This is a genomic window from Citrobacter sp. CK188 (assembly GCF_030333525.1).
GTDB lineage: Bacteria > Pseudomonadota > Gammaproteobacteria > Enterobacterales > Enterobacteriaceae > Citrobacter_B > Citrobacter_B koseri.
Genome location: NZ_JAOWFU010000033.1, coordinates 301,686 through 323,251 on the forward strand (window position 1 = coordinate 301,686; position 21,566 = coordinate 323,251).

21 protein-coding genes, 1 other RNA gene and 1 other annotated feature are annotated in these 21,566 nt (G+C 53.9%); of the genes, 17 read left to right on the plus strand and 5 right to left on the minus strand.

All coding sequences use genetic code 11. The features are described from left to right. The first annotated feature begins 28 nt into the window (after window positions 1-28). From rpmI to selO, 14 genes are all read left to right on the plus strand, one after another. A complete protein-coding gene (rpmI, locus tag OGV67_RS13025) occupies window positions 29-226 on the plus strand; it encodes a 50S ribosomal protein L35 (protein WP_001124225.1) in 198 nt (65 codons plus the stop codon). Between the two features lie 118 nt (window positions 227-344). Continuing rightward, window positions 345-701 (plus strand): 50S ribosomal protein L20, encoded by a 357-nt coding sequence (gene rplT / locus OGV67_RS13030; protein ID WP_000124850.1) that lies wholly within the window; start codon window positions 345-347, stop codon window positions 699-701. A 119-nt stretch (window positions 702-820) separates the two neighbouring features. Continuing rightward, window positions 821-944: a sequence feature (Phe leader region), on the plus strand. Continuing rightward, the gene (pheM, locus tag OGV67_RS13035; RefSeq protein WP_001386830.1) at window positions 826-870 is read left to right on the plus strand and encodes a pheST operon leader peptide PheM; all 45 of its coding nucleotides are present in this window, start codon (window positions 826-828) and stop codon (window positions 868-870) included. (Overlaps the previous feature by 45 nt.) Window positions 945-1,006: 62 nt before the next feature. Next, on the plus strand, window positions 1,007-1,990 hold the full coding sequence (pheS, locus tag OGV67_RS13040) for a phenylalanine--tRNA ligase subunit alpha (RefSeq protein ID WP_024130384.1): 984 nt from the start codon (window positions 1,007-1,009) through the stop codon (window positions 1,988-1,990). A gap of 15 nt (window positions 1,991-2,005) precedes the next feature. Next, window positions 2,006-4,393, plus strand: a complete 2,388-nt coding sequence (gene pheT, locus OGV67_RS13045) for a phenylalanine--tRNA ligase subunit beta (protein WP_115614839.1) — start codon at window positions 2,006-2,008, stop codon at window positions 4,391-4,393. A 4-nt stretch (window positions 4,394-4,397) separates the two neighbouring features. Beyond that, complete coding sequence (gene ihfA / locus OGV67_RS13050; protein ID WP_001229266.1) at window positions 4,398-4,697, plus strand: integration host factor subunit alpha; 300 nt, start codon at window positions 4,398-4,400, stop codon at window positions 4,695-4,697. 100 nt (window positions 4,698-4,797) lie between these two features. Next, on the plus strand, window positions 4,798-5,778 hold the full coding sequence (gene btuC, locus OGV67_RS13055; protein WP_071258189.1) for a vitamin B12 ABC transporter permease BtuC: 981 nt from the start codon (window positions 4,798-4,800) through the stop codon (window positions 5,776-5,778). A 29-nt stretch (window positions 5,779-5,807) separates the two neighbouring features. Then, complete coding sequence (gene bla, locus OGV67_RS13060) at window positions 5,808-6,683, plus strand: class A beta-lactamase (protein ID WP_114647412.1); 876 nt, start codon at window positions 5,808-5,810, stop codon at window positions 6,681-6,683. A gap of 47 nt (window positions 6,684-6,730) precedes the next feature. Next, window positions 6,731-7,282, plus strand: a complete 552-nt coding sequence (locus OGV67_RS13065; protein WP_024130381.1) for a glutathione peroxidase — start codon at window positions 6,731-6,733, stop codon at window positions 7,280-7,282. Then, window positions 7,282-8,031 (plus strand): vitamin B12 ABC transporter ATP-binding protein BtuD, encoded by a 750-nt coding sequence (gene btuD / locus OGV67_RS13070; protein ID WP_115614838.1) that lies wholly within the window; start codon window positions 7,282-7,284, stop codon window positions 8,029-8,031. The genes OGV67_RS13065 and btuD overlap by 1 nt, the downstream gene beginning before the upstream one ends. Window positions 8,032-8,109: 78 nt before the next feature. Beyond that, window positions 8,110-8,574: a C40 family peptidase gene (locus tag OGV67_RS13075; protein ID WP_012132602.1), complete on the plus strand. Its 465-nt coding sequence runs from the start codon at window positions 8,110-8,112 to the stop codon at window positions 8,572-8,574. A 172-nt stretch (window positions 8,575-8,746) separates the two neighbouring features. Further along, the gene (locus tag OGV67_RS13080; RefSeq protein ID WP_153257548.1) at window positions 8,747-8,917 is read left to right on the plus strand and encodes a hypothetical protein; all 171 of its coding nucleotides are present in this window, start codon (window positions 8,747-8,749) and stop codon (window positions 8,915-8,917) included. After that, entirely contained in the window at window positions 8,914-9,627 is a 714-nt protein-coding gene (locus tag OGV67_RS13085) for an EAL domain-containing protein (protein WP_012132600.1), read from the plus strand. Before OGV67_RS13080 ends, OGV67_RS13085 begins: the two co-directional genes overlap by 4 nt. A 61-nt stretch (window positions 9,628-9,688) precedes the next feature. Next, window positions 9,689-11,131: a protein adenylyltransferase SelO gene (gene selO, locus OGV67_RS13090; RefSeq protein WP_115614837.1), complete on the plus strand. Its 1,443-nt coding sequence runs from the start codon at window positions 9,689-9,691 to the stop codon at window positions 11,129-11,131. A 3-nt stretch (window positions 11,132-11,134) separates the two neighbouring features. On the opposite strand, the gene hemP is transcribed toward selO, so the two are convergent. The 3 genes from hemP to ppsR form a co-directional block, all read right to left on the minus strand. Next, window positions 11,135-11,326 carry a hemin uptake protein HemP gene (hemP, locus tag OGV67_RS13095; RefSeq protein ID WP_012132598.1) on the minus strand — a complete coding sequence of 64 codons (192 nt, stop codon included), beginning with the start codon at window positions 11,324-11,326 and terminating at the stop codon, window positions 11,135-11,137. Window positions 11,327-11,479: 153 nt separating this feature from the next. After that, window positions 11,480-12,526 (minus strand): 3-deoxy-7-phosphoheptulonate synthase AroH, encoded by a 1,047-nt coding sequence (gene aroH, locus OGV67_RS13100; protein ID WP_115614836.1) that lies wholly within the window; start codon window positions 12,524-12,526, stop codon window positions 11,480-11,482. A 165-nt stretch (window positions 12,527-12,691) separates the two neighbouring features. Beyond that, window positions 12,692-13,525, minus strand: a complete 834-nt coding sequence (gene ppsR / locus OGV67_RS13105) for a posphoenolpyruvate synthetase regulatory kinase/phosphorylase PpsR (RefSeq protein ID WP_012132595.1) — start codon at window positions 13,523-13,525, stop codon at window positions 12,692-12,694. Between the two features lie 335 nt (window positions 13,526-13,860). On the opposite strand from ppsR, the gene ppsA reads away from it, so the two are divergent. Beyond that, window positions 13,861-16,239: a phosphoenolpyruvate synthase gene (gene ppsA / locus OGV67_RS13110; RefSeq protein ID WP_012132593.1), complete on the plus strand. Its 2,379-nt coding sequence runs from the start codon at window positions 13,861-13,863 to the stop codon at window positions 16,237-16,239. 141 nt (window positions 16,240-16,380) lie between these two features. Here the strand turns inward: ppsA and rprA are convergent. Both rprA and ydiK read right to left on the minus strand, forming a co-directional pair. Beyond that, window positions 16,381-16,488: antisense sRNA RprA (gene rprA / locus OGV67_RS13115), an RNA gene on the minus strand. 191 nt (window positions 16,489-16,679) lie between these two features. After that, a complete protein-coding gene (gene ydiK, locus OGV67_RS13120; RefSeq protein ID WP_047457341.1) occupies window positions 16,680-17,792 on the minus strand; it encodes an AI-2E family transporter YdiK in 1,113 nt (370 codons plus the stop codon). 213 nt (window positions 17,793-18,005) lie between these two features. On the opposite strand from ydiK, the gene ydiJ reads away from it, so the two are divergent. Together ydiJ and menI are read left to right on the plus strand one after the other, a co-directional pair. After that, window positions 18,006-21,062, plus strand: a complete 3,057-nt coding sequence (gene ydiJ / locus OGV67_RS13125) for a D-2-hydroxyglutarate dehydrogenase YdiJ (RefSeq protein ID WP_047457338.1) — start codon at window positions 18,006-18,008, stop codon at window positions 21,060-21,062. Then, window positions 21,059-21,469, plus strand: coding sequence for a 1,4-dihydroxy-2-naphthoyl-CoA hydrolase (gene menI / locus OGV67_RS13130; RefSeq protein ID WP_012132590.1), 411 nt, complete (start codon window positions 21,059-21,061; stop codon window positions 21,467-21,469). The genes ydiJ and menI overlap by 4 nt, the downstream gene beginning before the upstream one ends. Window positions 21,470-21,566 lie beyond the last annotated feature (97 nt).

Consider the following 21,566-nt stretch of genomic DNA (forward strand, 5'->3'; position numbering starts at 1 on the left):
TTAACAATGCGAAGTGGAAGTTATTAAAATGCCAAAAATTAAGACCGTACGCGGTGCTGCTAAGCGCTTCAAAAAAACCGGTAAAGGTGGTTTTAAGCACAAGCACGCTAACCTGCGTCATATTCTGACCAAAAAAGCGACCAAGCGTAAACGTCACCTGCGCCCGAAAGCCATGGTTTCCAAAGGCGATCTGGGTCTGGTAATCGCGTGCCTGCCGTACGCATAAGCCGTTAACGTTTTTTTTAACTTTTTTATGCCCGATAGATTTCGCATGTCGCAAGGCGGTTAACGCCGCGAAAATGTGAAAGATGAAGGGCGAATCAGAATAGATACAGGAGAGCACTATGGCTCGCGTAAAACGTGGTGTAATTGCACGCGCACGTCACAAGAAAATTTTGAAACAAGCCAAAGGCTACTACGGTGCGCGTTCTCGCGTATACCGCGTTGCCTTCCAGGCAGTTATCAAAGCTGGTCAGTATGCTTACCGTGACCGTCGTCAACGTAAGCGTCAGTTCCGTCAACTGTGGATTGCGCGTATCAACGCAGCAGCACGTCAGAACGGTATTTCTTACAGCAAATTCATCAACGGCCTGAAAAAAGCCTCTGTTGAAATCGACCGTAAGATCCTGGCTGACATCGCAGTATTCGACAAAGTAGCGTTCACCGCTCTGGTTGAAAAAGCGAAAGCAGCTCTGGCATAAGCCAGTGAAAAGAGGGAGCCTGGCTCCCTCTCTTTTATTTGTAGTGCAATCAATCAGTTGACAATTTATCCGTAACCCTTTTCAATAAAGGTTGTCCGGTTTTACCACACAAGGTAACGCAAGCATGAATGCTGCTATTTTCCGCTTCTTTTTTTACTTTAGCACCTGACTCCAGGAGGCTAGCGCGTGAAAGAAGAAACGAAAAACAGCGCGAAAAAGCCTCCTGATGGAGGCTTTTTTTGTACCTGAAATCGAGAGATTAAGTCCAACGAACCGGTGTCTTCACCGACACAATGAGGAAAACCATGTCACATCTCGCAGAGCTGGTTGCCAGTGCGAAGGCAGCCATTAACCAGGCGTCAGATGTTGCCGCGTTAGACAATGTACGCGTCGAATATTTGGGCAAGAAAGGGCATTTAACCCTTCAGATGACGACCCTGCGTGAATTGCCGCCAGAAGAGCGTCCGGCAGCCGGCGCGGTTATCAATGAAGCAAAAGAGCAGGTACAACAAGCGCTGAACGCGCGCAAAGCGGATTTAGAAAACGCGGCGCTGAATGCACGTCTGGCGGCGGAAACCATCGACGTTTCTCTGCCTGGGCGTCGTATTGAGAACGGTGGTCTGCATCCGGTAACACGTACCATTGATCGTATTGAAAGTTTCTTCGGTGAGCTTGGTTTTACCGTGGCGACTGGCCCGGAGATCGAAGACGATTACCATAACTTCGATGCGCTGAACATTCCAGGCCATCATCCGGCCCGCGCTGACCACGACACTTTCTGGTTTGATGCCACCCGCCTGCTACGTACGCAGACTTCCGGCGTGCAGATTCGTACCATGAAAGAACAGCAGCCACCGATCCGTATTATTGCGCCGGGTCGAGTGTACCGTAACGACTACGATCAAACGCACACCCCGATGTTCCATCAGATGGAAGGGCTGATTGTTGACACCAACATCAGCTTCACCAACCTGAAAGGCACGCTGCACGACTTCCTGCGTAACTTCTTTGAAGAAGACCTGCAAATCCGTTTCCGTCCTTCTTACTTCCCGTTCACGGAACCGTCCGCAGAAGTGGATGTAATGGGCAAAAACGGCAAATGGCTGGAAGTGCTGGGTTGCGGGATGGTGCATCCGAACGTTCTGCGCAACGTGGGCATCGACCCGGAAATCTACTCTGGCTTCGCGTTTGGTATGGGGATGGAGCGTCTGACCATGCTGCGTTATGGCGTGACCGATCTGCGCTCATTCTTCGAAAACGATCTGCGTTTCCTCAAACAGTTTAAATAAAGGCAGGGTAAAACAATGAAATTCAGTGAACTGTGGTTACGCGAATGGGTGAACCCGGCAATCGACAGCGATGCGCTGTCGGATCAGATTACGATGGCGGGCCTAGAAGTGGATGGCGTTGACGCCGTCGCCGGTGAGTTCAACGGTGTGGTTGTGGGTGAAGTGGTGGAGTGCGGCCAGCACCCGAACGCAGATAAACTGCGCGTTACGAAAGTGAACGTGGGCGGCGAACGCCTGCTGGATATCGTCTGTGGCGCGCCTAACTGCCGTCAGGGGCTGAAAGTAGCCGTTGCAACTATCGGCGCGGTTCTGCCGGGCGATTTCAAAATCAAAGCCGCTAAACTGCGCGGCGAGCCGTCGGAAGGGATGCTGTGCTCCTTCTCCGAACTGGGGATTTCCGACGACCATAGCGGCATCATCGAATTACCGACGGATGCGCCGATCGGAACCGATATCCGCGAATACCTGAAGCTTGACGATAACACCATTGAAATCAGCGTGACGCCGAACCGCGCCGACTGCTTAGGGATCATCGGTGTGGCGCGTGATGTCGCTGTCCTGAACAAAATCGCGCTGGTTGAGCCGGAGATCGCACCTGTTGCAGCCACCATCAATGACACGCTGCCGATCGCGGTTGAAGCACCGGATGCCTGCCCGCGCTACCTGGGTCGCGTGGTGAAAGGCATTAATGTTAAAGCGCCTACGCCGCTGTGGATGAAAGAGAAGCTGCGTCGTTGCGGCATTCGTTCCATTGATGCTGTCGTTGACGTCACCAACTATGTACTGCTTGAACTGGGTCAGCCGATGCATGCCTTTGACAAAGACCGTATTGAAGGCGGTATTGTCGTGCGTATGGCCAAAGAGGGCGAAACCCTGGTGCTGCTGGACGGCACAGAAGCGAAGCTGAGCACCGATACGCTGGTGATCGCGGATCACCACAAAGCGCTGGCGATGGGCGGTATCTTTGGCGGCGAGCATTCCGGCGTGAATGAGGAAACGCAAAACGTGCTGCTGGAATGCGCGTTCTTTAGCCCGCTGTCTATTACCGGTCGTGCGCGTCGCCACGGTCTGCATACCGATGCTTCCCACCGCTATGAGCGTGGTGTGGACCCGGCGTTGCAGTACAAAGCAATGGAGCGCGCCACCCGCCTGTTGATCGACATTTGCGGCGGCGAAGCCGGTCCGGTTATCGACGTCACGAATGACGCCACGCTGCCGAAACGCGCGACCATTACGCTTCGTCGTAGCAAGCTGGATCGTCTGATCGGGCATCACATTGCCGATGAACAGGTGAGCAATATTCTGCGTCGTCTGGGCTGCGAAGTGACTGAAGGTCAGGACGAGTGGAAAGCGGTCGCGCCGAGCTGGCGTTTCGACATGGAGATTGAAGAAGATCTGGTCGAAGAAGTGGCCCGCGTGTATGGCTACAACAACATTCCTGATGAGCCGATTCAGGCAGGTTTAATCATGGGGACTCACCATGAAGCCAACTTGTCGCTGAAGCGTGTGAAAACCATGCTCAATGACAAAGGCTACCAGGAAGTGATCACCTATAGCTTTGTCGATCCGAAGGTTCAGCAACTGCTGCATCCGGGCGAAGAAGCGCTGTTGCTGCCAAGCCCGATCTCCATTGAGATGTCGGCGATGCGTCTCTCACTGTGGACCGGCCTGCTGCCAACGGTGGTTTATAACCAGAACCGTCAGCAGAACCGCGTGCGTATCTTTGAAACCGGTCTGCGTTTCGTGCCGGATACCCAGGCAAATCTGGGCATTCGTCAGGATCTGATGCTGGCAGGGGTGATTTGCGGCAACCGTTATGACGAGCACTGGAATCTGGCGAAAGAGACCGTTGATTTCTATGATCTGAAAGGCGATCTGGAAGCGGTGCTGGATCTCACCGGCAAACTGGCCGACATTCAGTTCAGGGCGGAAGCGAATCCGGCGCTGCATCCTGGGCAGTCCGCGGCGATTTATCTGAAAGGTGAACGCATTGGTTTTATTGGGGTTGTTCATCCTGAGCTGGAACGTAAACTGGATCTGAACGGTCGCACTCTGGTGTTTGAACTGGAGTGGAATAAGCTCGCAGACCGCGTGGTGCCTCAGGCGCGCGAGATTTCGCGCTTCCCGGCTAACCGTCGCGACATCGCGGTGGTGGTCGCAGAAAACGTTCCCGCAGCGGATATTTTATCCGAGTGTAAGAAAGTTGGCGTAAATCAGGTAGTTGGCGTAAACTTATTTGACGTGTACCGCGGTAAGGGTGTTGCGGAGGGTTATAAGAGCCTCGCTATCAGCCTGATCCTTCAGGATACCAGCCGTACACTCGAAGAAGAGGAGATTGCCGCTACCGTCGCCAAATGTGTAGAGGCATTAAAAGAGCGATTCCAGGCATCATTGAGGGATTGAACCTATGGCGCTTACAAAAGCTGAAATGTCAGAATATCTGTTTGATAAGCTTGGGCTTAGCAAGCGGGATGCCAAAGAACTGGTCGAGCTGTTTTTCGAGGAGATTCGTCGTGCTCTGGAAAACGGTGAGCAGGTGAAACTCTCTGGTTTTGGTAACTTCGATCTGCGTGATAAGAATCAACGTCCGGGACGTAACCCGAAAACGGGCGAAGATATTCCCATTACAGCACGGCGCGTGGTGACCTTCAGACCCGGACAGAAGTTGAAAAGCCGGGTTGAAAACGCTTCGCCCAAAGAAGAGTAATCTGATCTAACTAAAAAGGCCGCTTTGCGGCCTTTTTTCTTTCCTGCGATGGTTACGCACCGTAAAATCAACATCATCCCTTTTCAGCTGAATGGAAAACATGCTGACTTTTGCCTGCCAACAACAGCGCCGTAATGTGCGCTGGTTATCCAGTCTGTCGGTGCTTATGCTGCTGGCAGTGGTATTAAGCCTGTGCGCCGGAGATCAGTGGATAGCCCCTGGCGACTGGTTCAGCGCCCGTGGTGAACTGTTTGTCTGGCAGATACGACTCCCTCGCACGCTTGCTGTTCTGCTGGTAGGCGCCGCGCTGGCGCTGTCAGGCGCGGTAATGCAGGCGTTATTTGAAAACCCGCTTGCCGAGCCCGGATTGCTTGGCGTCTCCAACGGCGCTGGCGTGGGCCTTATTGCCGCGGTGCTACTGGGGCAAGGTCAGTTACCCGGCTGGGCGCTGGGGATTTGCGCTATTGCCGGCGCGCTTATCATCACACTTATTCTCCTGCGATTTGCCCGTCGACATTTATCAACCAGCCGCCTGCTGCTGGCGGGCGTTGCGCTTGGCATTATTTGCAGCGCGATGATGACGTGGGCCATCTATTTTTCAACCTCCTTCGACCTGCGCCAGTTGATGTACTGGATGATGGGAGGATTCGGCGGGGTGGACTGGCAGCAGGCCTGGCTGATGATTGCCCTGATCCCGGTTTCACTCTGGATTTGCTGCCAGTCGCAGCCGATGAATATTCTGGCGCTGGGCGAAACGTCCGCGCGTCAACTGGGGCTGCCGCTGTGGTTCTGGCGCAATTTGCTGGTGGTCGCCACGGGCTGGATGGTCGGTGTTAGCGTTGCGCTTGCGGGTTCGATTGGGTTTATCGGCCTGGTGATCCCACATATCTTACGGCTTTGCGGTCTGAGCGATCATCGCGCTTTGCTGCCGGGCTGCGCGCTGGCGGGGGCGATAGCTCTGCTGCTGGCGGATGTCATCGCCCGTCTGGCGCTGGCGTCGGCGGAACTGCCTATCGGCGTAGTGACGGCGACGATGGGGGCACCGGTCTTCATCTGGCTATTATTAAAATCCAGGCGCTAGCCAAAATGAGAAATGAGGAAGTCATTAGTATGTGGCAACGGATGAAATGGGGTCTGTGTGTGCTGGCACTCAGCGGTTCTGCGATGGCCGCACCGCTGACGGCGCAATACGTGTCGGCTATCGCGACGCAGGAAGAACAGCGTCTTCATGCCCGGATTGGCATTGCGGTACTTGATACGGCGACCAACAGTATCACCCATTATCGGGGAGAAGAACGGTTCCCGTTAAACAGTACGCACAAGCCGCTGTTATGCGCAGCGTTATTACGCGAAGTCGACAGGAAGGCGCTGGCGCTTTCTGCTTCAACGCAGTTTGAACCCTCGCAGCTGGTGGAGTATTCGCCGATTACTGAAAAACATGTGGCGCCAGACGCCATGAACTGGGCGCAATTGTGCAGCGCGGCGGTAAGCTACAGCGATAACACGGCCGCCAATCTCATCGCCAGGAAGCTCAACGGGCCGCAGGCCGTCACGCAGTTTTTGCGTGATTCGGGGGATACGATAACCCGCCTCGATCGCTATGAGCCCGAACTGAACAGCGCCATTCCCGGTGATGAACGCGACTCCACGACGCCTGTCGCGATAGCGAAGACGCTCAATACGCTACTGCTGGGGAATGTGTTGCAGCCATCCTCAAGAGAGCAGCTTATGCAATGGATGCGGGACGACAAAGTGGCTGACGGTCTGCTGCGTTCGGTCTTGCCGGACGGCTGGAAAATCGCGGATAAAACCGGGGCGGGCGACAACGGTTCGCGTTCTATTGTCAGCGTTGTCTGGCCGACATCACAAAAACCTTTGCTCGTGGTTATCTATATTACACAAACTCCGGCGACAATGGCGCAGCGTGACGCCGCGATTGTCCGCATCGGGGAGTCGCTGTTTTCAACACTCGCAGTCTATGATTAAAAGCTGATATTTGATCACTCACATCCGCCTGTTATATGGGAGACGCTATGCAAGATACCATTCTCAACACTGAAGTGACGACGATCGACGGGGATGTCACCACGCTTGAGAAGTACGCCGGAAACGTACTGCTGGTGGTTAATGTGGCCTCGAAATGTGGCTTAACGCCACAATACGAACAGCTGGAGAATATTCAGAAAGCCTGGGCCGACCAGGGCTTTACGGTGTTAGGTTTTCCCTGCAACCAGTTTCTTGGTCAGGAACCTGGCACTGAAGAGGAGATTAAAACCTATTGCAGCACCACCTGGGGCGTCACATTCCCGATGTTCAGCAAGGTTGACGTCAATGGTGAGAACCGCCATCCACTGTATCAGAAGTTGATTGCCGCAGCGCCTGCCGCCGTTGCGCCGGAAGGTAGCGGTTTCTATGAGCGCATGGCGAGTAAAGGCCGCGCGCCGCTTTACCCGGACGATATTTTGTGGAACTTTGAGAAGTTTTTAATCGGCAGGGATGGACAGGTCGTACAGCGTTTCTCACCGGACATGACGCCTGAAGATCCGGGTATGGTGGAAAGTATCAAAATCGCGTTGGCAAAATAATGATCTCGTTGATGCAGTTACAGGATGTTGCCGAAACGACGCGTCTGGGGCCGCTTTCCGGCGACGTTAAGCCTGGCGAGATTCTTCACCTTGTGGGGCCGAATGGGGCAGGGAAAAGTACGCTGCTGGCGCGTATGGCGGGCTTAACCTTCGGGGAAGGCACCGTCATATTCGACGGCGTGTCGCTGGAGGTATGGCCTGCGGCGAAACTGGCTCAACATCGGGCCTATCTCGCGCAGCAGCAGAATTCCCCATTTTCAATGCCGGTCTGGCATTTCCTGACGCTGCATCAACCTGATAAAACGCAAACGAACCTGCTGAATGACGTTGCGCAGGCGCTTGGGCTGAGCGACAAGCTGGGGCGGAGCGCGAATCAACTCTCCGGCGGCGAGTGGCAGCGTGTACGTCTGGCGGCGGTGATATTGCAAATTCACCCTCACGCTAACCCGCGCGGGCAACTTCTGCTACTGGATGAGCCGATGAACAGTCTGGACGTTGCGCAACAAAACGCGCTGGATAGGCTGTTGAGCCAGCTATGCAGCCAGGGTATCGCCATCGTGATGAGCAGCCATGACCTTAACCATACTCTGCGCCACGCGCATCGCGCCTGGTTGCTGAAACAGGGGAAATTGATCGCCAGCGGGCGGCGTGACGAGGTGCTGACGCCGCCAAATCTGGCCCGGGCATACGGCATGAACTTCCGTCGGCTGGACGTTGAAGGCCACAGAATGCTCATATCAACCACTTAAGTTAAATGGGTTCTTGAAAAACACATAATTTCCACGCTAAATAGAAGCAAGAATAAAAAGATAGAGGATTCGTCCTGAATGCGCTTTTGGCTTCTTCTTATCGCAGCACTGTTTTTGGCAGGGTGTAGCAGCCATCGTGCGCCAGCACCTAACGCCAGGCTTTCGGATTCCATTATGGTTATCGCGGGCCTGAACGATCAGCTACAGTCCTGGAGAGGTACACCGTATCGCTATGGCGGAATGAGCCGTAGCGGGGTGGACTGCTCGGGATTTGTGTTGATGACGATGCGCGACAAATTTGATTTACAACTGCCGCGTGAAACGCGCCAACAGTCAAAAATTGGTACGGAAATCGACAAAGATGAACTGCTGCCCGGCGACCTGGTCTTTTTTAAAACCGGATCGGGGGAAAGTGGTTTGCACGTCGGCATTTATGATACCAACAATCAATTTATTCATGCGTCTACCAGCCGCGGCGTGATGCGCTCATCGCTCGACAATGTCTACTGGCGGAAAAATTTCTGGCAGGCGAGACGTATTTAATGCTATCGATGGTAAAGCGGATACCCAGCGGCCGCTTCATCATCTATATTTAAGAAATTGATTTCTCATTGTCTGAATGCCAGGGCTATCGTGAGTTATCAGAAATAGTTTTAACCCTACATTTTGCAAAAGTATTTTTAGTCAAAATGATTTATCCGGTGTCTTGCGGAAAATGCAAAACTGGATATTGGTTTATAATCGAGATAAGCTAAAAAAAGGACCCGGTTTACCGGCTAAAAAGGAAAAAATGAAAGCACCTCCAGTCGTATCAGAAATGACATCTTTCTTCGTTCTTTCTTACAGGATGCCGGATTACACCCATGCAGCGGGGCTGGCACAATGATTGTTTCACTGGATAACTTTTATCATTCTCACCTTTATTTTGTTCCTGCCCGAACAGAGAAAGAGAAACTCGTCGGCCTGGAGATTGTTGCAAACTTTGTCACTGAAGACGGTAATGTCCGTATGCCGACGGAGCTGGTCATGCCGCGCCTGTCAGCAGAAGAACAGCGTTGTCTGTTCGAAGAAAAACTCGCATTGCTGGAAACGTGCCAACATTTTTTTATTCAACATAAACTTATTGCCTGGATTAATTTAACGCCAGCCGTCGTCGCATCATTATTATCAGACGGCGAGTTTGTATCCCATGTAAGGCGCTTTCCATTTTTGGAACTGATGATTAATGAGAATTATCCTGAATTAAGTCTTGGGAAAGAGAATCAAATTCTGGCTGAGTTAGCCGGACGATTTCCCCTCATCCTTGCCAATTTCGGCGCTGGCGATACATCGATAAAAGCGATCTTTGATGGTCTCTTCAAACGCGTCGCGCTGGATAAAAACTTTGTCCAGCAAAGATCCGCAAGTCTTTCTTTTGAACCCTTTATGCAGGCTATTATTTCGCAGATATCACCGTGCTGTGATTCGATAATGATTGCGGGTATTGATACTGAAGAGATGCTGGCGCGGATATCATCAATGGGATTTAGCGCGCTGCAAGGATGTTTATGGCCTGCCGTGCCAGCGAGCCAGGTTACGACGCTGGTTCAGGGATAACCTTTTTATTTGCTGGTGTTTAAGCGGGTATTAACCGTCTACACTACAGGCAGGAGGCCCTATGACCCTGTCTTTTACATCCTGCTGGCGTGACGAACTGCCAGCCACATATACAGCACTTTCTCCTACTCCTCTGAGTAATGCCCGCCTGATTTGGCATAACGATGCGCTGGCGCAGCAGCTGGCGATACCACCTTCGTTGTTTGCTATGGAAAACGGCGCAGGCGTATGGGGCGGCGAGTCATTACTGCCCGGCATGTCGCCTCTGGCTCAGGTTTATAGCGGCCATCAGTTTGGCGTCTGGGCCGGCCAGCTCGGTGATGGACGCGGTATTCTGTTAGGCGAACAACTGCTGGCGGACGGCAGTACGCTTGACTGGCACCTGAAAGGCGCCGGACTAACGCCATACTCCCGCATGGGCGACGGGCGAGCAGTGCTGCGCTCAACGATCCGTGAAAGTCTGGCCAGCGAGGCGATGCACTATCTTGGCATCCCCACAACGCGGGCGCTGTCTATCGTCACCAGTGACACGCCTGTTTACAGGGAAACGGTTGAATCCGGCGCGATGCTCATGCGTCTGGCGCAGAGCCATATGCGTTTCGGTCATTTCGAACATTTTTACTATCGGCGTGAGCCGGATAAAGTCCGTCAGCTGGCCGATTTTGCAATTCGCCATTACTGGCCGCAATTTCAGACGGAAGAGGACAAGTATGCGCTCTGGTTCCGGGACGTAGTGGCGCGCACGGCGAGGTTGATTGCTGACTGGCAAACGGTAGGTTTTGCGCATGGCGTGATGAACACCGATAACATGTCTGTACTGGGGCTGACGATAGATTATGGTCCTTTCGGTTTCCTGGATGATTATCAGCCAGGGTTTATCTGTAACCACTCCGATCACCAGGGGCGCTATAGCTTCGATAATCAACCGGCTGTCGGATTGTGGAATCTGCAACGCCTGGCGCAAACCCTGTCGCCGTTTATGCCGGTCGATACGCTGAATGATGCGCTGGATGGCTATCAGCTGGCGTTGCTCACGCACTACGGGCAGCGCATGCGGCAAAAACTGGGCTTCTTTACCGAACAAAAAGAGGACAACGCGCTTCTCAACGAGCTTTTCGCCCTGATGGCACGCGAAGGCAGCGATTATAGCCGAACGTTCCGTATGTTGAGTCAGACTGAGCAACAGAGCGCGGCATCGCCGCTGCGTGACGAATTTATCGATCGCGCGGCCTTTGACGGGTGGTTCAGCCGTTACCGGGCGCGTTTACAGCAGGAGCAGGTGGATGATGCAACGCGTCAACAGCACATGCAGCGCGTGAATCCTGCGGTGGTGCTGCGCAACTGGCTGGCGCAACGCGCGATAGCCAGCGCTGAGCAGGGGGATATGGGCGAATTACATCAACTGCATCAGGTTCTGCGCGACCCCTTTGCCGACAGAGATGACGATTATGTCAACCGTCCGCCGGACTGGGGTAAACGGCTGGAAGTCAGTTGCTCAAGCTGATTGCTACTTGGTCAACAGCAACTTACCTGCCTGCGTCTTGCGCAGCAGGTATTCCTGGCCGTCATGATCGATGATGACTTTGCCTTCAGGGCCTAACAATGTCTGGCTGCTGATACGCCGCTCGGCAGCAGGGGAAGGGGGCACGCTGTCTCTTTCCTTAAAATGAAGTAACTCAATGTCGTCCATAAGTGGCATATCGATAATTAATAATAATCAGTTTAACAATGATTATTATTATCAATATTGTGTATGGCGACAGCAAGTGTTAATTCTGGTAGCAAATCAGGCGAGTGGGGAATGCGTGGAGGGGAAAGAAGCGCGCCCATCCCCGCGAGGATGGGCATGATGTCAAAAACGGCTATCAACCGCTGAGGCAAGTTTTTCTAACAGTAATTCAGTATCTTCCCAGTTCAGGCAAGGGTCGGTAATGGACTGACCGTACACCAGCGGCTGACCACTGACGATTTTCTGCGTATCTTCACGCAGGAAACTTTCGGCCATGATCCCGGCAATTGCGGTAGAACCGTTACGGATTTGCTGGCAGATATCATCACAAACTTCTAACTGGCGGCGATGCTGCTTCTGGCAGTTACCGTGGCTGAAGTCCACCACCAGGTGTTCCGGCAGACCAAACTCATGCAGCGTATCGCAGGCGGCAGCGATGTCTTCCGCGTGGTAATTCGGTTTTTTACCGCCGCGCATGATGATATGGCCGTACGGGTTCCCGCTGGTCTGATAAATCGTCATCTGGCCAGTTTTATCCGGCGAGAGGAACATATGGCTGGCGCGCGATGCGCGAATCGCATCAACGGCGATGCGCGTGTTGCCATCGGTCCCGTTTTTAAACCCAACCGGGCAGGAGAGCGCGGAAGCCATTTCACGGTGAATCTGGCTTTCCGTCGTGCGCGCGCCAATGGCGCCCCAGCTGATCAAATCGGCAATAAACTGGCCGGTGACCATGTCGAGAAATTCGGTGGCGGTGGGGACTCCCAGCTCATTGACCTGCAACAGCAGCTTGCGCGCCAGTTCGAGGCCATGATTTACGCGGTAACTGCCATTTAAATCGGGATCGGAGATGAGGCCTTTCCAGCCCACAACCGTGCGCGGTTTTTCAAAATAGGTGCGCATAACGATTTCCAGACGCGCCTGATGCGTGTTGCGCAACGTTTGCAAGCGCGTTGCGTATTCCATCGCAGCGTCCAGATCGTGAATCGAGCAGGGGCCGATGATCACCAGCAGGCGGCGATCTTCACCATTTAATATTTTTTCAATCCGGCGTCGGGAGTCAGTAACGTGGCTGGCGACGGAGGATGATACAGGATGACGTAGCGCTAGCTCAGCAGGGGTGACCAGGCTGTCAATACGCGCGGTACGCAGTTCGTCGGTTCTGTTCATGACAAGTCTCAGAAATTTGTTGCTTCAACGGCAGGACTACCGGGAAGTGATGGGCATCACAATAACACACTTCAACCTTCACCTGCTGATTTCAAATGCGAGGCGTTTCACACCTCGCAAGCAGAGCGGCATGATAGCAAAAAATTGAACTCTTGCACTAGTTTGTTAGTACATTCGACGATTCAGCCCCATGATGTCGAGAATCTTGGTGGCAATTTCTTCTACCGAATAGTTAGTACTGTTCAGGCAAGGGATCTGATTTTTACGGTAGAGCGCTTCAACTTCCGCAACCTCCATCCGGCACTGGCGTAGCGATGCGTAGCGGCTGTTTTCACGGCGTTCCTCGCGGATTGCCGCCAGACGTTCCGGGTCAATGGTCAGGCCAAAAAGCTTATGCTGTAGCGGTTTAAGCGACGTGGGCAACACCAGGTTATCCATATCGTCAGCAATAAAGGGGTAGTTCGCCGCCCGGATGCCAAACTGCATCGCCAGATAGAGGCTGGTCGGCGTTTTTCCGCAGCGTGAAACCCCCAGCAGGATCACCTGCGCCTGATCCAGATTGCGCAAGGAGATCCCATCGTCGTGCGCAAGGGTATAGTCGATTGCCGCGATACGCGCGTCATACTTGTTGAGGTTGCCGGGGTTAAGCCCGTGGGTGCGATGCGCGATTGGCGTTGGGTCGAGCTTCATTTCCTGCTGTAGCGGCGCCACCAGCGCCTGCACGATGTCCTGACAGAACCCTTCGCTTTGTAAGATGATGGCGCGAATTTCCGGCAGAACAATCGAATAGAACACCAGCGGACGCACGCCAGTTTGCTGATAAATCGCGTCGATCTGATCTTTCACGGCCCTGGCGCGACTCTCGTTTTCAACGAACGGCAGCGTAATGCTGCTGATGGTCACAGGGAATTGCGACATCACCGCATGACCCAAAACCTCGGCGGTGATGGCCGTACCATCGGAAATATAAAAAACATGGCGATCAACAACATTATCCATTTTGTTTATCCTGAGGAGCAAACATAATTATCTGAAAGCATAAATTAAAATTTGCCAGAAGCGTATATCACGATACTTATTTTATAAAATGAAACGCTATTTTTATATTAAGTGAAAAGTGCATTTCATTTTTCGGAACTTATGTTTATACCGACAGTTTTTGGGGAGATCGCCCGTCGCCCGCGGGTTTGCGCAAATGCGTAAACAATCTGAAAAAATAAAAAATAAATCTGCTTGAACGATTCACCGTTTTTTTCAGGGGTTTAAATATGCAAAGATAAATACGCAATAATGTAGTTTCTAAACTCGTTCATTTATCACAAAAGGATTGTTCGATGTCCAACAATGGCTCGTCACCGCTGGTGCTTTGGTATAACCAACTCGGCATGAATGATGTAGACAGAGTTGGGGGCAAAAATGCCTCCCTGGGTGAAATGATTACTAACCTTTCCGGTATGGGTGTTTCCGTACCGAATGGTTTTGCAACGACCGCCGATGCGTTTAACCAGTTTCTGGATCAAAGCGGCGTAAACCAGCGTATTTATGAACTGCTGGATCAAACGGATATTGACGATGTCACCGCGCTGGCGAAGGCCGGCGCGCAGATCCGCCAGTGGATTATCGACACTCCTTTCCAGCCAGAGCTGGAAAACGCTATTCGCGATGCTTATGCACAGCTCTCTGCGGATGATGCGCAGGCGTCTTTCGCCGTGCGCTCGTCCGCAACGGCTGAAGATATGCCGGATGCCTCTTTCGCCGGCCAGCAGGAAACCTTCCTCAACGTGCAGGGTTTCGATGCGGTGCTGGTGGCGGTGAAACATGTTTTTGCCTCGCTGTTTAATGACCGCGCTATCTCTTATCGCGTTCACCAGGGGTATGACCATCGCGGCGTCGCGCTCTCCGCTGGCGTACAGCGGATGGTACGCTCCGACCTGGCCTCGTCCGGGGTTATGTTCTCTATTGATACCGAGTCCGGTTTCGATCAGGTGGTGTTTATCACTTCAGCCTGGGGTCTGGGCGAGATGGTGGTGCAGGGCGCAGTCAACCCGGATGAATTCTACGTGCATAAACCGACGCTGGCGGCGAATCGCCCGGCGATCGTTCGTCGCACGATGGGGTCGAAAAAAATCCGAATGGTTTACGCGCCAACCCAGGAGCACGGCAAGCAGGTCAAAATTGAAGATGTGCCGCAGGAACAGCGCGACATCTTCTCGCTGACCAACGAAGAAGTGCAGGAACTGGCGAAACAGGCCGTACAGATTGAGAAACACTACGGTCGCCCGATGGATATCGAATGGGCGAAAGACGGCCATACCGGCAAACTGTTTATTGTACAGGCCCGCCCGGAAACCGTCCGTTCTCGTGGTCAGGTAATGGAGCGCTACACGCTGCATGCGCAGGGGAAAGTGGTCGCGGAAGGCCGCGCCATCGGACATCGCATTGGCGCGGGGGCGGTTAAAGTCATCCACGACATTAGCGAAATGAACCGTATCCAGCCTGGCGACGTGCTGGTGACTGACATGACCGACCCGGACTGGGAACCGATCATGAAGAAAGCGGCGGCCATCGTGACCAACCGTGGCGGTCGTACCTGCCACGCGGCCATTATTGCCCGTGAACTGGGTATTCCGGCGGTTGTCGGCTGCGGCGACGCGACGGAACGCATGAAGGATGATGAAAACGTCACCGTTTCTTGCGCCGAAGGCGATACCGGCTATGTCTATGCTGACCTGCTCGACTTCAGCGTCAAAAGTTCAAGCGTGGACACCATGCCCGATCTGCCGTTGAAAGTCATGATGAACGTCGGTAACCCGGATCGCGCCTTTGACTTCGCCTGCCTGCCGAATGAAGGCGTTGGCCTGGCGCGTCTCGAATTTATTATCAACCGAATGATTGGCGTGCATCCTCGCGCACTGCTGGAATTTGATGACCAGGATGCGAAACTGCAAAACGAAATCCGCGAGATGATGAAAGGCTTCGATTCACCGCGTGAGTTCTATGTCGGTCGTCTGACAGAGGGCATTGCGACGCTGGGCGCGGCATTTTATCCGAAACGCGTTATCGTGCGCCTGTCGGATTTCAAATCGAACGAATACGCCAACCTGGTGGGCGGCGAGCGTTACGAACCCGATGAAGAGAACCCGATGCTGGGCTTCCGTGGCGCCGGTCGCTATGTCTCTGACAGCTTCCGTGATTGCTTCGCGCTGGAATGTGAAGCGGTGAAACGCGTGCGCAACGATATGGGACTGACCAACGTGGAGATCATGATCCCGTTTGTACGTACCGTTGAGCAGGCGAAAGCGGTAGTTGACGAGCTGGCGCGTCAGGGGCTGAAGCGGGGTGAGAACGGGCTGAAGATCATCATGATGTGTGAGATTCCGTCCAACGCCCTGCTGGCTGAACAATTCCTGGAGCACTTTGACGGCTTCTCGATTGGTTCTAACGACATGACGCAGCTGGCGCTGGGTCTGGATCGCGACTCCGGCGTGGTTTCTGAACTGTTCGATGAGCGTAACGAGGCGGTGAAAGCGCTGCTGTCGATGGCGATCCGCGCGGCGAAGAAACAAGGCAAGTATGTCGGCATCTGTGGTCAGGGGCCGTCCGATCACGAAGACTTCGCCGCCTGGCTGATGGAAGAGGGAATCGACAGCCTGTCGCTGAACCCGGACACCGTCGTACAGACCTGGTTGAGTCTGGCTGAACTGAAAAAATAAGCGTCAGCGCTGATCCTAATCCGCAACGGCTCCCGTAAAAAGGAGCCGTTTTTTTTTGCGATGCGCGCTATCCCACCCGACGTCATGCGTGGGCATATCAGAATTGTTGGCGGTGGAGAAAAGGGGTGTGAGGGCAGGCACTTAAAAAAAGGCCCATCGTGGGAGATGGGCAAAGACTACACACAGCAATTCGTTGTTTCACTCAGGGGATTTCCATGCTTATAAATCAAGGCGTTGATTTATAACCGTGCCCTAATAGTAGGCGTGGAGATTTTTTGCGTCGATCAGATTCGTCCCAATAGTTTAAAAACTATGAAGAATTTGCGACGTAAATGAATTACGTAAGGAGGATTACGCCATAAGGCAGGTTGGTCAGGATGCTAATTGATGAGCAATGCTAAAGTATCGGCCGACCGAATGCGTCGATCGGCCGATGGGGTTTATTTATGGCTGTCCTCAATCTCCCCCAGTTCTTCGAGGAGTTCGTCAGGGTCGTTTCCCGGCGCGGGCACTTCATGCACCCATGCGGAGAACAGACGCCAGGAAACCGCCAGCAATACCGGACCGATAAACAGACCGATCATTCCAAAGGCAATCAGCCCGCCGATAACGCCAGAGAGAATCAGGATCAGCGGCAGGTCAGCGCCCATACGAATCAATACCGGGCGAATCACGTTATCCAGCGTACCGACCACGCAGCTCCACACCAGCAGCACCGTGCCCCAGGTCGTATCGCCCGTCCAGTACAGCCAAATGATTGCCGGGATTAACACCGGTAACGGCCCCAGTTGCACCAGGCAGGAGAGGATCATGACGACCGTCAGCAGCGTTGCGTAAGGCACGCCGGAAATGGCGAGGCCAATCCCGCCGAGAATCGCCTGAACCAGCGCGGTGACAACCACACCCAATGCAACGGCGCGGATGGCCTGGGCCGCCAGCAGCACGGCGGCATCGCCGCGTTTCGCGGCCAGACGACTGGCGAAGTGGCGGATGCCTAATGCCACCTGCTCGCCGCGCCAGTACAGCAGGGCGCTGAACAGCAGCATCAGACCACAGTGCATCATAAAGCGACCGATATGCGCGGCCTGACCCACAAACCAGGTCGTGGTGGTGCCAATATAAGGACGCACTTTCGCCATGATCGCCGTGCCGCCCATATCCAGCAGGTTGTGCCACCCGGCATACAATTTTGCGCCAATCAGCGGAATACTGTTTAACCAGGCCAGGTCGGGCAACGTCATGTCGCCGGCGGTGACGGCGTGGATGAGCGGGCCGCTACCGTCCACGATGCTGTTGACCAGCAGGGCGATGGGAATAATGAACAGCAGAACCAACAACAGCGTCATAACCAGAACGGCCAGAGAACGGCGGCCCCAGAGTATTTTCTGTAAACGTAACAAAACGGGCCAGGTCGCAATAACGATCGTACCCGCCCATGCAAAACCAAGGACAAAGGGACGCACAATCCACAAGCAGGCCACGATCATGATGGCTAAAAACAGCACCGACAGCAGCACTTGCGCGATATCCCTGGGCTGACGAAGATTTACCATAAATACCTTTTCACCTTTTCTGTGCGTCAGAACGTTGACGCGACGCGAACACGCGAACCTTACCCCATAATGATGAGCAATTTCAGCGGTTTTTAACAGGCGGATTCTGCCTGTAATTCTGCTGGGCGTGTAAGAAAAAAATGTGATACAACAAACAGAGCAACACGCAAACGATTAAATTCACAATACAGACCGCAGGAAAGGGTCACTATAATGATTCCACAGATTTCTCAGGCACCTGGCGTCGTTCAGCTGGTGCTCAATTTTTTGCAGGCGCTGGAGCAGCAAGGGTTTACCGGCGATACGGCAACGAATTACGCCGATCGTCTGACAATGTCGACAGATAACAGTATCTATCAGCTTCTTCCTGATGCTGTGGTTTTCCCGCGTTCAACGGCGGATGTGGCGCTTATCGCCCGTCTGGCGGCAGAGTCGCGCTTCGCCTCATTGATTTTTACCCCGCGCGGCGGCGGCACCGGCACCAATGGTCAGGCGCTGAACCAGGGCATTATCGTTGATATGTCCCGCTATATGAGCCGTATTATTGAAATTAACCCGGAAGAGGGCTGGGTGCGGGTTGAAGCCGGGGTGATCAAAGATCAACTCAATCAGTATCTGAAGCCGTATGGCTACTTCTTTGCCCCGGAGCTTTCGACCAGCAACCGTGCGACCCTCGGGGGCATGATCAATACCGATGCGTCAGGTCAGGGGTCGTTAGTTTACGGTAAGACATCCGATCATGTGCTGGGCGTTCGCGCGGTATTGCTGGGTGGCGATATTCTGGATACCCAGGCAATGCCGGTCGAACTTGCGGAAACGCTCGGTAAAAGCAACACCGCGATCGGTCGCATCTATAACACCGTATACCAGCGTTGTCGGGAAAACCGACAACTGATTATTGATAAGTTTCCCAGACTCAACCGCTTCTTAACGGGCTACGACTTACGCCATGTCTTTAACGATGAGATGACGGAGTTTGACTTAACGCGCGTGCTGACCGGTTCTGAAGGCACGCTGGCGTTTATCACGGAAGCGCGTCTGGATATTACTCCGCTGCCTAAAGTTCGCCGTCTGGTGAACGTCAAATATGACTCTTTTGATTCCGCGTTGCGTAACGCGCCCTTTATGGTCGAGGCGCGGGCGCTCTCGGTGGAAACCGTCGATTCTAAAGTGCTTAATCTGGCGAGGGAGGACATCGTCTGGCACTCCGTCAGTGAGCTGATTACCGATGTGCCTGATAAAGAGATGCTGGGCCTGAACATCGTCGAGTTCGCCGGGGATGACGAAGCGGCTATTGATGCTCAGGTGAGCGCGTTGTGCCAGCGTCTGGATGAGCTGATTGCTCGCCAGGAAGCCGGGGTGATCGGCTGGCAGCTGTGCGCGGAGCTGGCGGGCGTGGAGCGTATCTATGCCATGCGGAAAAAAGCGGTTGGTCTGTTGGGTAATGCCAAAGGCGCGGCCAAACCGATTCCGTTTGCGGAAGATACCTGCGTGCCGCCGGAGCATCTGGCCGACTATATTGCTGAATTCCGCGCGTTGCTCGACGGTCATGGCTTAAGTTATGGCATGTTCGGGCATGTTGATGCCGGGGTGCTGCACGTCAGACCCGCGCTGGATATGTGCGATCCGCAACAGGAAATTCTGATGAAGAGTCTTTCCGATGATGTGGTGGCGCTCACCGCGAAATATGGCGGTCTGCTGTGGGGCGAGCACGGTAAAGGTTTTCGCGCTGAATATAGCCCGGCGTTTTTTGGCGAGCAGCTTTATGGCGAACTACGCAAAGTGAAGGCGGCGTTCGACCCGCAAAACCGCCTGAACCCCGGAAAAATTTGTCCGCCGGAAGGCATTGATGCGCCGATGATGAAGGTCGATGCGGTGAAACGCGGTACTTACGATCGGCAGATTCCACTGGCGGTGCGTCAGGTCTGGCGCGGGGCGATGGAGTGTAACGGCAATGGCCTGTGCTTCAACTTTGACGCCAAAAGCCCGATGTGCCCGTCAATGAAAATCAGCCTGAATCGCATTCACTCTCCCAAAGGGCGTGCGACGCTGGTGCGTGAATGGTTGCGCCTGCTGGCCGACCGTGGGGTTGATCCGTTACAGCTGGAAAAAGATCTGCCGGAAAAACGCGCCAGTCTGCGGACGTTAATTGCCCGTACCCGCAACAGCTGGCACGCTCGTAAAGGCGAATATGATTTCTCCCATGAGGTGAAGGAGGCGATGTCGGGTTGCCTGGCGTGCAAAGCCTGCTCGACACAATGTCCGATTAAAATAGACGTGCCGGAGTTCCGCTCACGCTTCCTGGCGCTTTATCACACGCGCTACCTGCGTCCGCTGCGCGATCATATGGTGGCGACGGTCGAAAGCTATGCGCCATTAATGGCGCGGGCGCCGAAAACCTTTAACTTCTTTCTCAATCAGCCGTTGGTGCGAAACCTCGCGAAGAAACATATCGGCATGGTGGATTTACCGCTACTTTCGACACCGTCGCTGCAACAGCAAATGGTCGGGCACCGTTCCGCCAATATGACGCTGGAACAGCTTGAACTCCTGAGCCAGGAGCAAAAAGAGCGTACGGTGCTGGTGGTGCAGGACCCGTTTACCAGTTACTACGATGCGCAGGTGGTGGCGGATTTTATCCGGCTGGTGGAAAAGCTCGGCATTCAGCCTGTATTGCTGCCGTTCTCGCCAAATGGCAAGGCCCAGCACATCAAAGGGTTCCTTAACCGATTTGCGAAGACGGCGAAGAAAACGGCCGAATTTCTCAATCGGGTGGCGCAGTTGCGTATCCCGATGGTCGGTGTCGACCCGGCGCTGGTGCTTTGCTATCGTGATGAATACAAACAAACCCTCGGCGAACAGCGTGGTGATTTCCACGTACAGCTGGTGAATGAGTGGCTGCCGACGGTGCTGGCGTCCCGACAGCCTCTTGCCGTGAGCGGTGAGCCCTGGTATTTCTTTGGACATTGTACCGAAGTGACGGCATTGCCTGGCGCACCGGCGCAGTGGGCGGCCATTTTTGCGCGCTTAGGGGCGAAGCTGGAGAGCGTCAGCGTAGGCTGCTGCGGCATGGCGGGTACTTACGGCCATGAAGTGAAAAATCATGAAAATTCGCTGGGGATCTATGCGCTGTCGTGGCAACAGGCGATGGCGCGACTGCCGCGCAATCGCTGCCTGGCGACCGGTTACTCTTGCCGCAGCCAGGTAAAACGCGTTGAAGGCACCGGGGTTCGCCATCCGTTACAGGCACTACTGGAGATTATTGGATGATCTGGAAACGTAAAGTCACGCTCGAAGCGCTGAACGCTCTGGGCGAAGGGAACATGGTGGGGCTACTGGATATTCGCTTTGAGCATATTAGCGACGATACGCTGGAAGCAACGATGCCGGTGGATAGCCGCACAAAGCAACCTTTTGGTCTGCTACACGGCGGCGCGTCCGTTGTGCTGGCTGAAAGTATCGGCTCGGTTGCGGGCTATCTGTGCACGCAGGGCGAACAGAAAGTCGTGGGGCTGGAGGTGAATGCCAACCACGTTCGCTCAGCGCGTGAAGGGCGCGTCAGAGGGGTGTGCAAAGCGCTGCATACCGGCTCTCGTCATCAGGTCTGGCAGATCGATATTTTTGATGAGCAGGGGCGGCTGTGCTGTTCTTCACGTCTGACAACCGCCGTTGTGTGACATTGTCACAAAATATCTTTATCGCAGACTGCTTTTGGTCAAAATGTGTGCAGAAAAAAGTGTTATACTGTGCACGTTTTGAACATAAGCGAGGATG

Coding starts and splice junctions, on each gene's coding strand:
- rpmI (WP_001124225.1), top strand. CDS start 29: ATGCCAAAAATTAAGACCGTACGCGGTGCTGCTAAGCGCTTCAAAAAA.
- rplT (WP_000124850.1), top strand. CDS start 345: ATGGCTCGCGTAAAACGTGGTGTAATTGCACGCGCACGTCACAAGAAA.
- pheS (WP_024130384.1), top strand. CDS start 1,007: ATGTCACATCTCGCAGAGCTGGTTGCCAGTGCGAAGGCAGCCATTAAC.
- pheT (WP_115614839.1), top strand. CDS start 2,006: ATGAAATTCAGTGAACTGTGGTTACGCGAATGGGTGAACCCGGCAATC.
- ihfA (WP_001229266.1), top strand. CDS start 4,398: ATGGCGCTTACAAAAGCTGAAATGTCAGAATATCTGTTTGATAAGCTT.
- btuC (WP_071258189.1), top strand. CDS start 4,798: ATGCTGACTTTTGCCTGCCAACAACAGCGCCGTAATGTGCGCTGGTTA.
- bla (WP_114647412.1), top strand. CDS start 5,808: ATGTGGCAACGGATGAAATGGGGTCTGTGTGTGCTGGCACTCAGCGGT.
- OGV67_RS13065 (WP_024130381.1), top strand. CDS start 6,731: ATGCAAGATACCATTCTCAACACTGAAGTGACGACGATCGACGGGGAT.
- btuD (WP_115614838.1), top strand. CDS start 7,282: ATGATCTCGTTGATGCAGTTACAGGATGTTGCCGAAACGACGCGTCTG.
- OGV67_RS13075 (WP_012132602.1), top strand. CDS start 8,110: ATGCGCTTTTGGCTTCTTCTTATCGCAGCACTGTTTTTGGCAGGGTGT.
- OGV67_RS13080 (WP_153257548.1), top strand. CDS start 8,747: ATGCAAAACTGGATATTGGTTTATAATCGAGATAAGCTAAAAAAAGGA.
- OGV67_RS13085 (WP_012132600.1), top strand. CDS start 8,914: ATGATTGTTTCACTGGATAACTTTTATCATTCTCACCTTTATTTTGTT.
- selO (WP_115614837.1), top strand. CDS start 9,689: ATGACCCTGTCTTTTACATCCTGCTGGCGTGACGAACTGCCAGCCACA.
- hemP (WP_012132598.1), bottom strand. CDS start 11,326: ATGCCACTTATGGACGACATTGAGTTACTTCATTTTAAGGAAAGAGAC.
- aroH (WP_115614836.1), bottom strand. CDS start 12,526: ATGAACAGAACCGACGAACTGCGTACCGCGCGTATTGACAGCCTGGTC.
- ppsR (WP_012132595.1), bottom strand. CDS start 13,525: ATGGATAATGTTGTTGATCGCCATGTTTTTTATATTTCCGATGGTACG.
- ppsA (WP_012132593.1), top strand. CDS start 13,861: ATGTCCAACAATGGCTCGTCACCGCTGGTGCTTTGGTATAACCAACTC.
- ydiK (WP_047457341.1), bottom strand. CDS start 17,792: ATGGTAAATCTTCGTCAGCCCAGGGATATCGCGCAAGTGCTGCTGTCG.
- ydiJ (WP_047457338.1), top strand. CDS start 18,006: ATGATTCCACAGATTTCTCAGGCACCTGGCGTCGTTCAGCTGGTGCTC.
- menI (WP_012132590.1), top strand. CDS start 21,059: ATGATCTGGAAACGTAAAGTCACGCTCGAAGCGCTGAACGCTCTGGGC.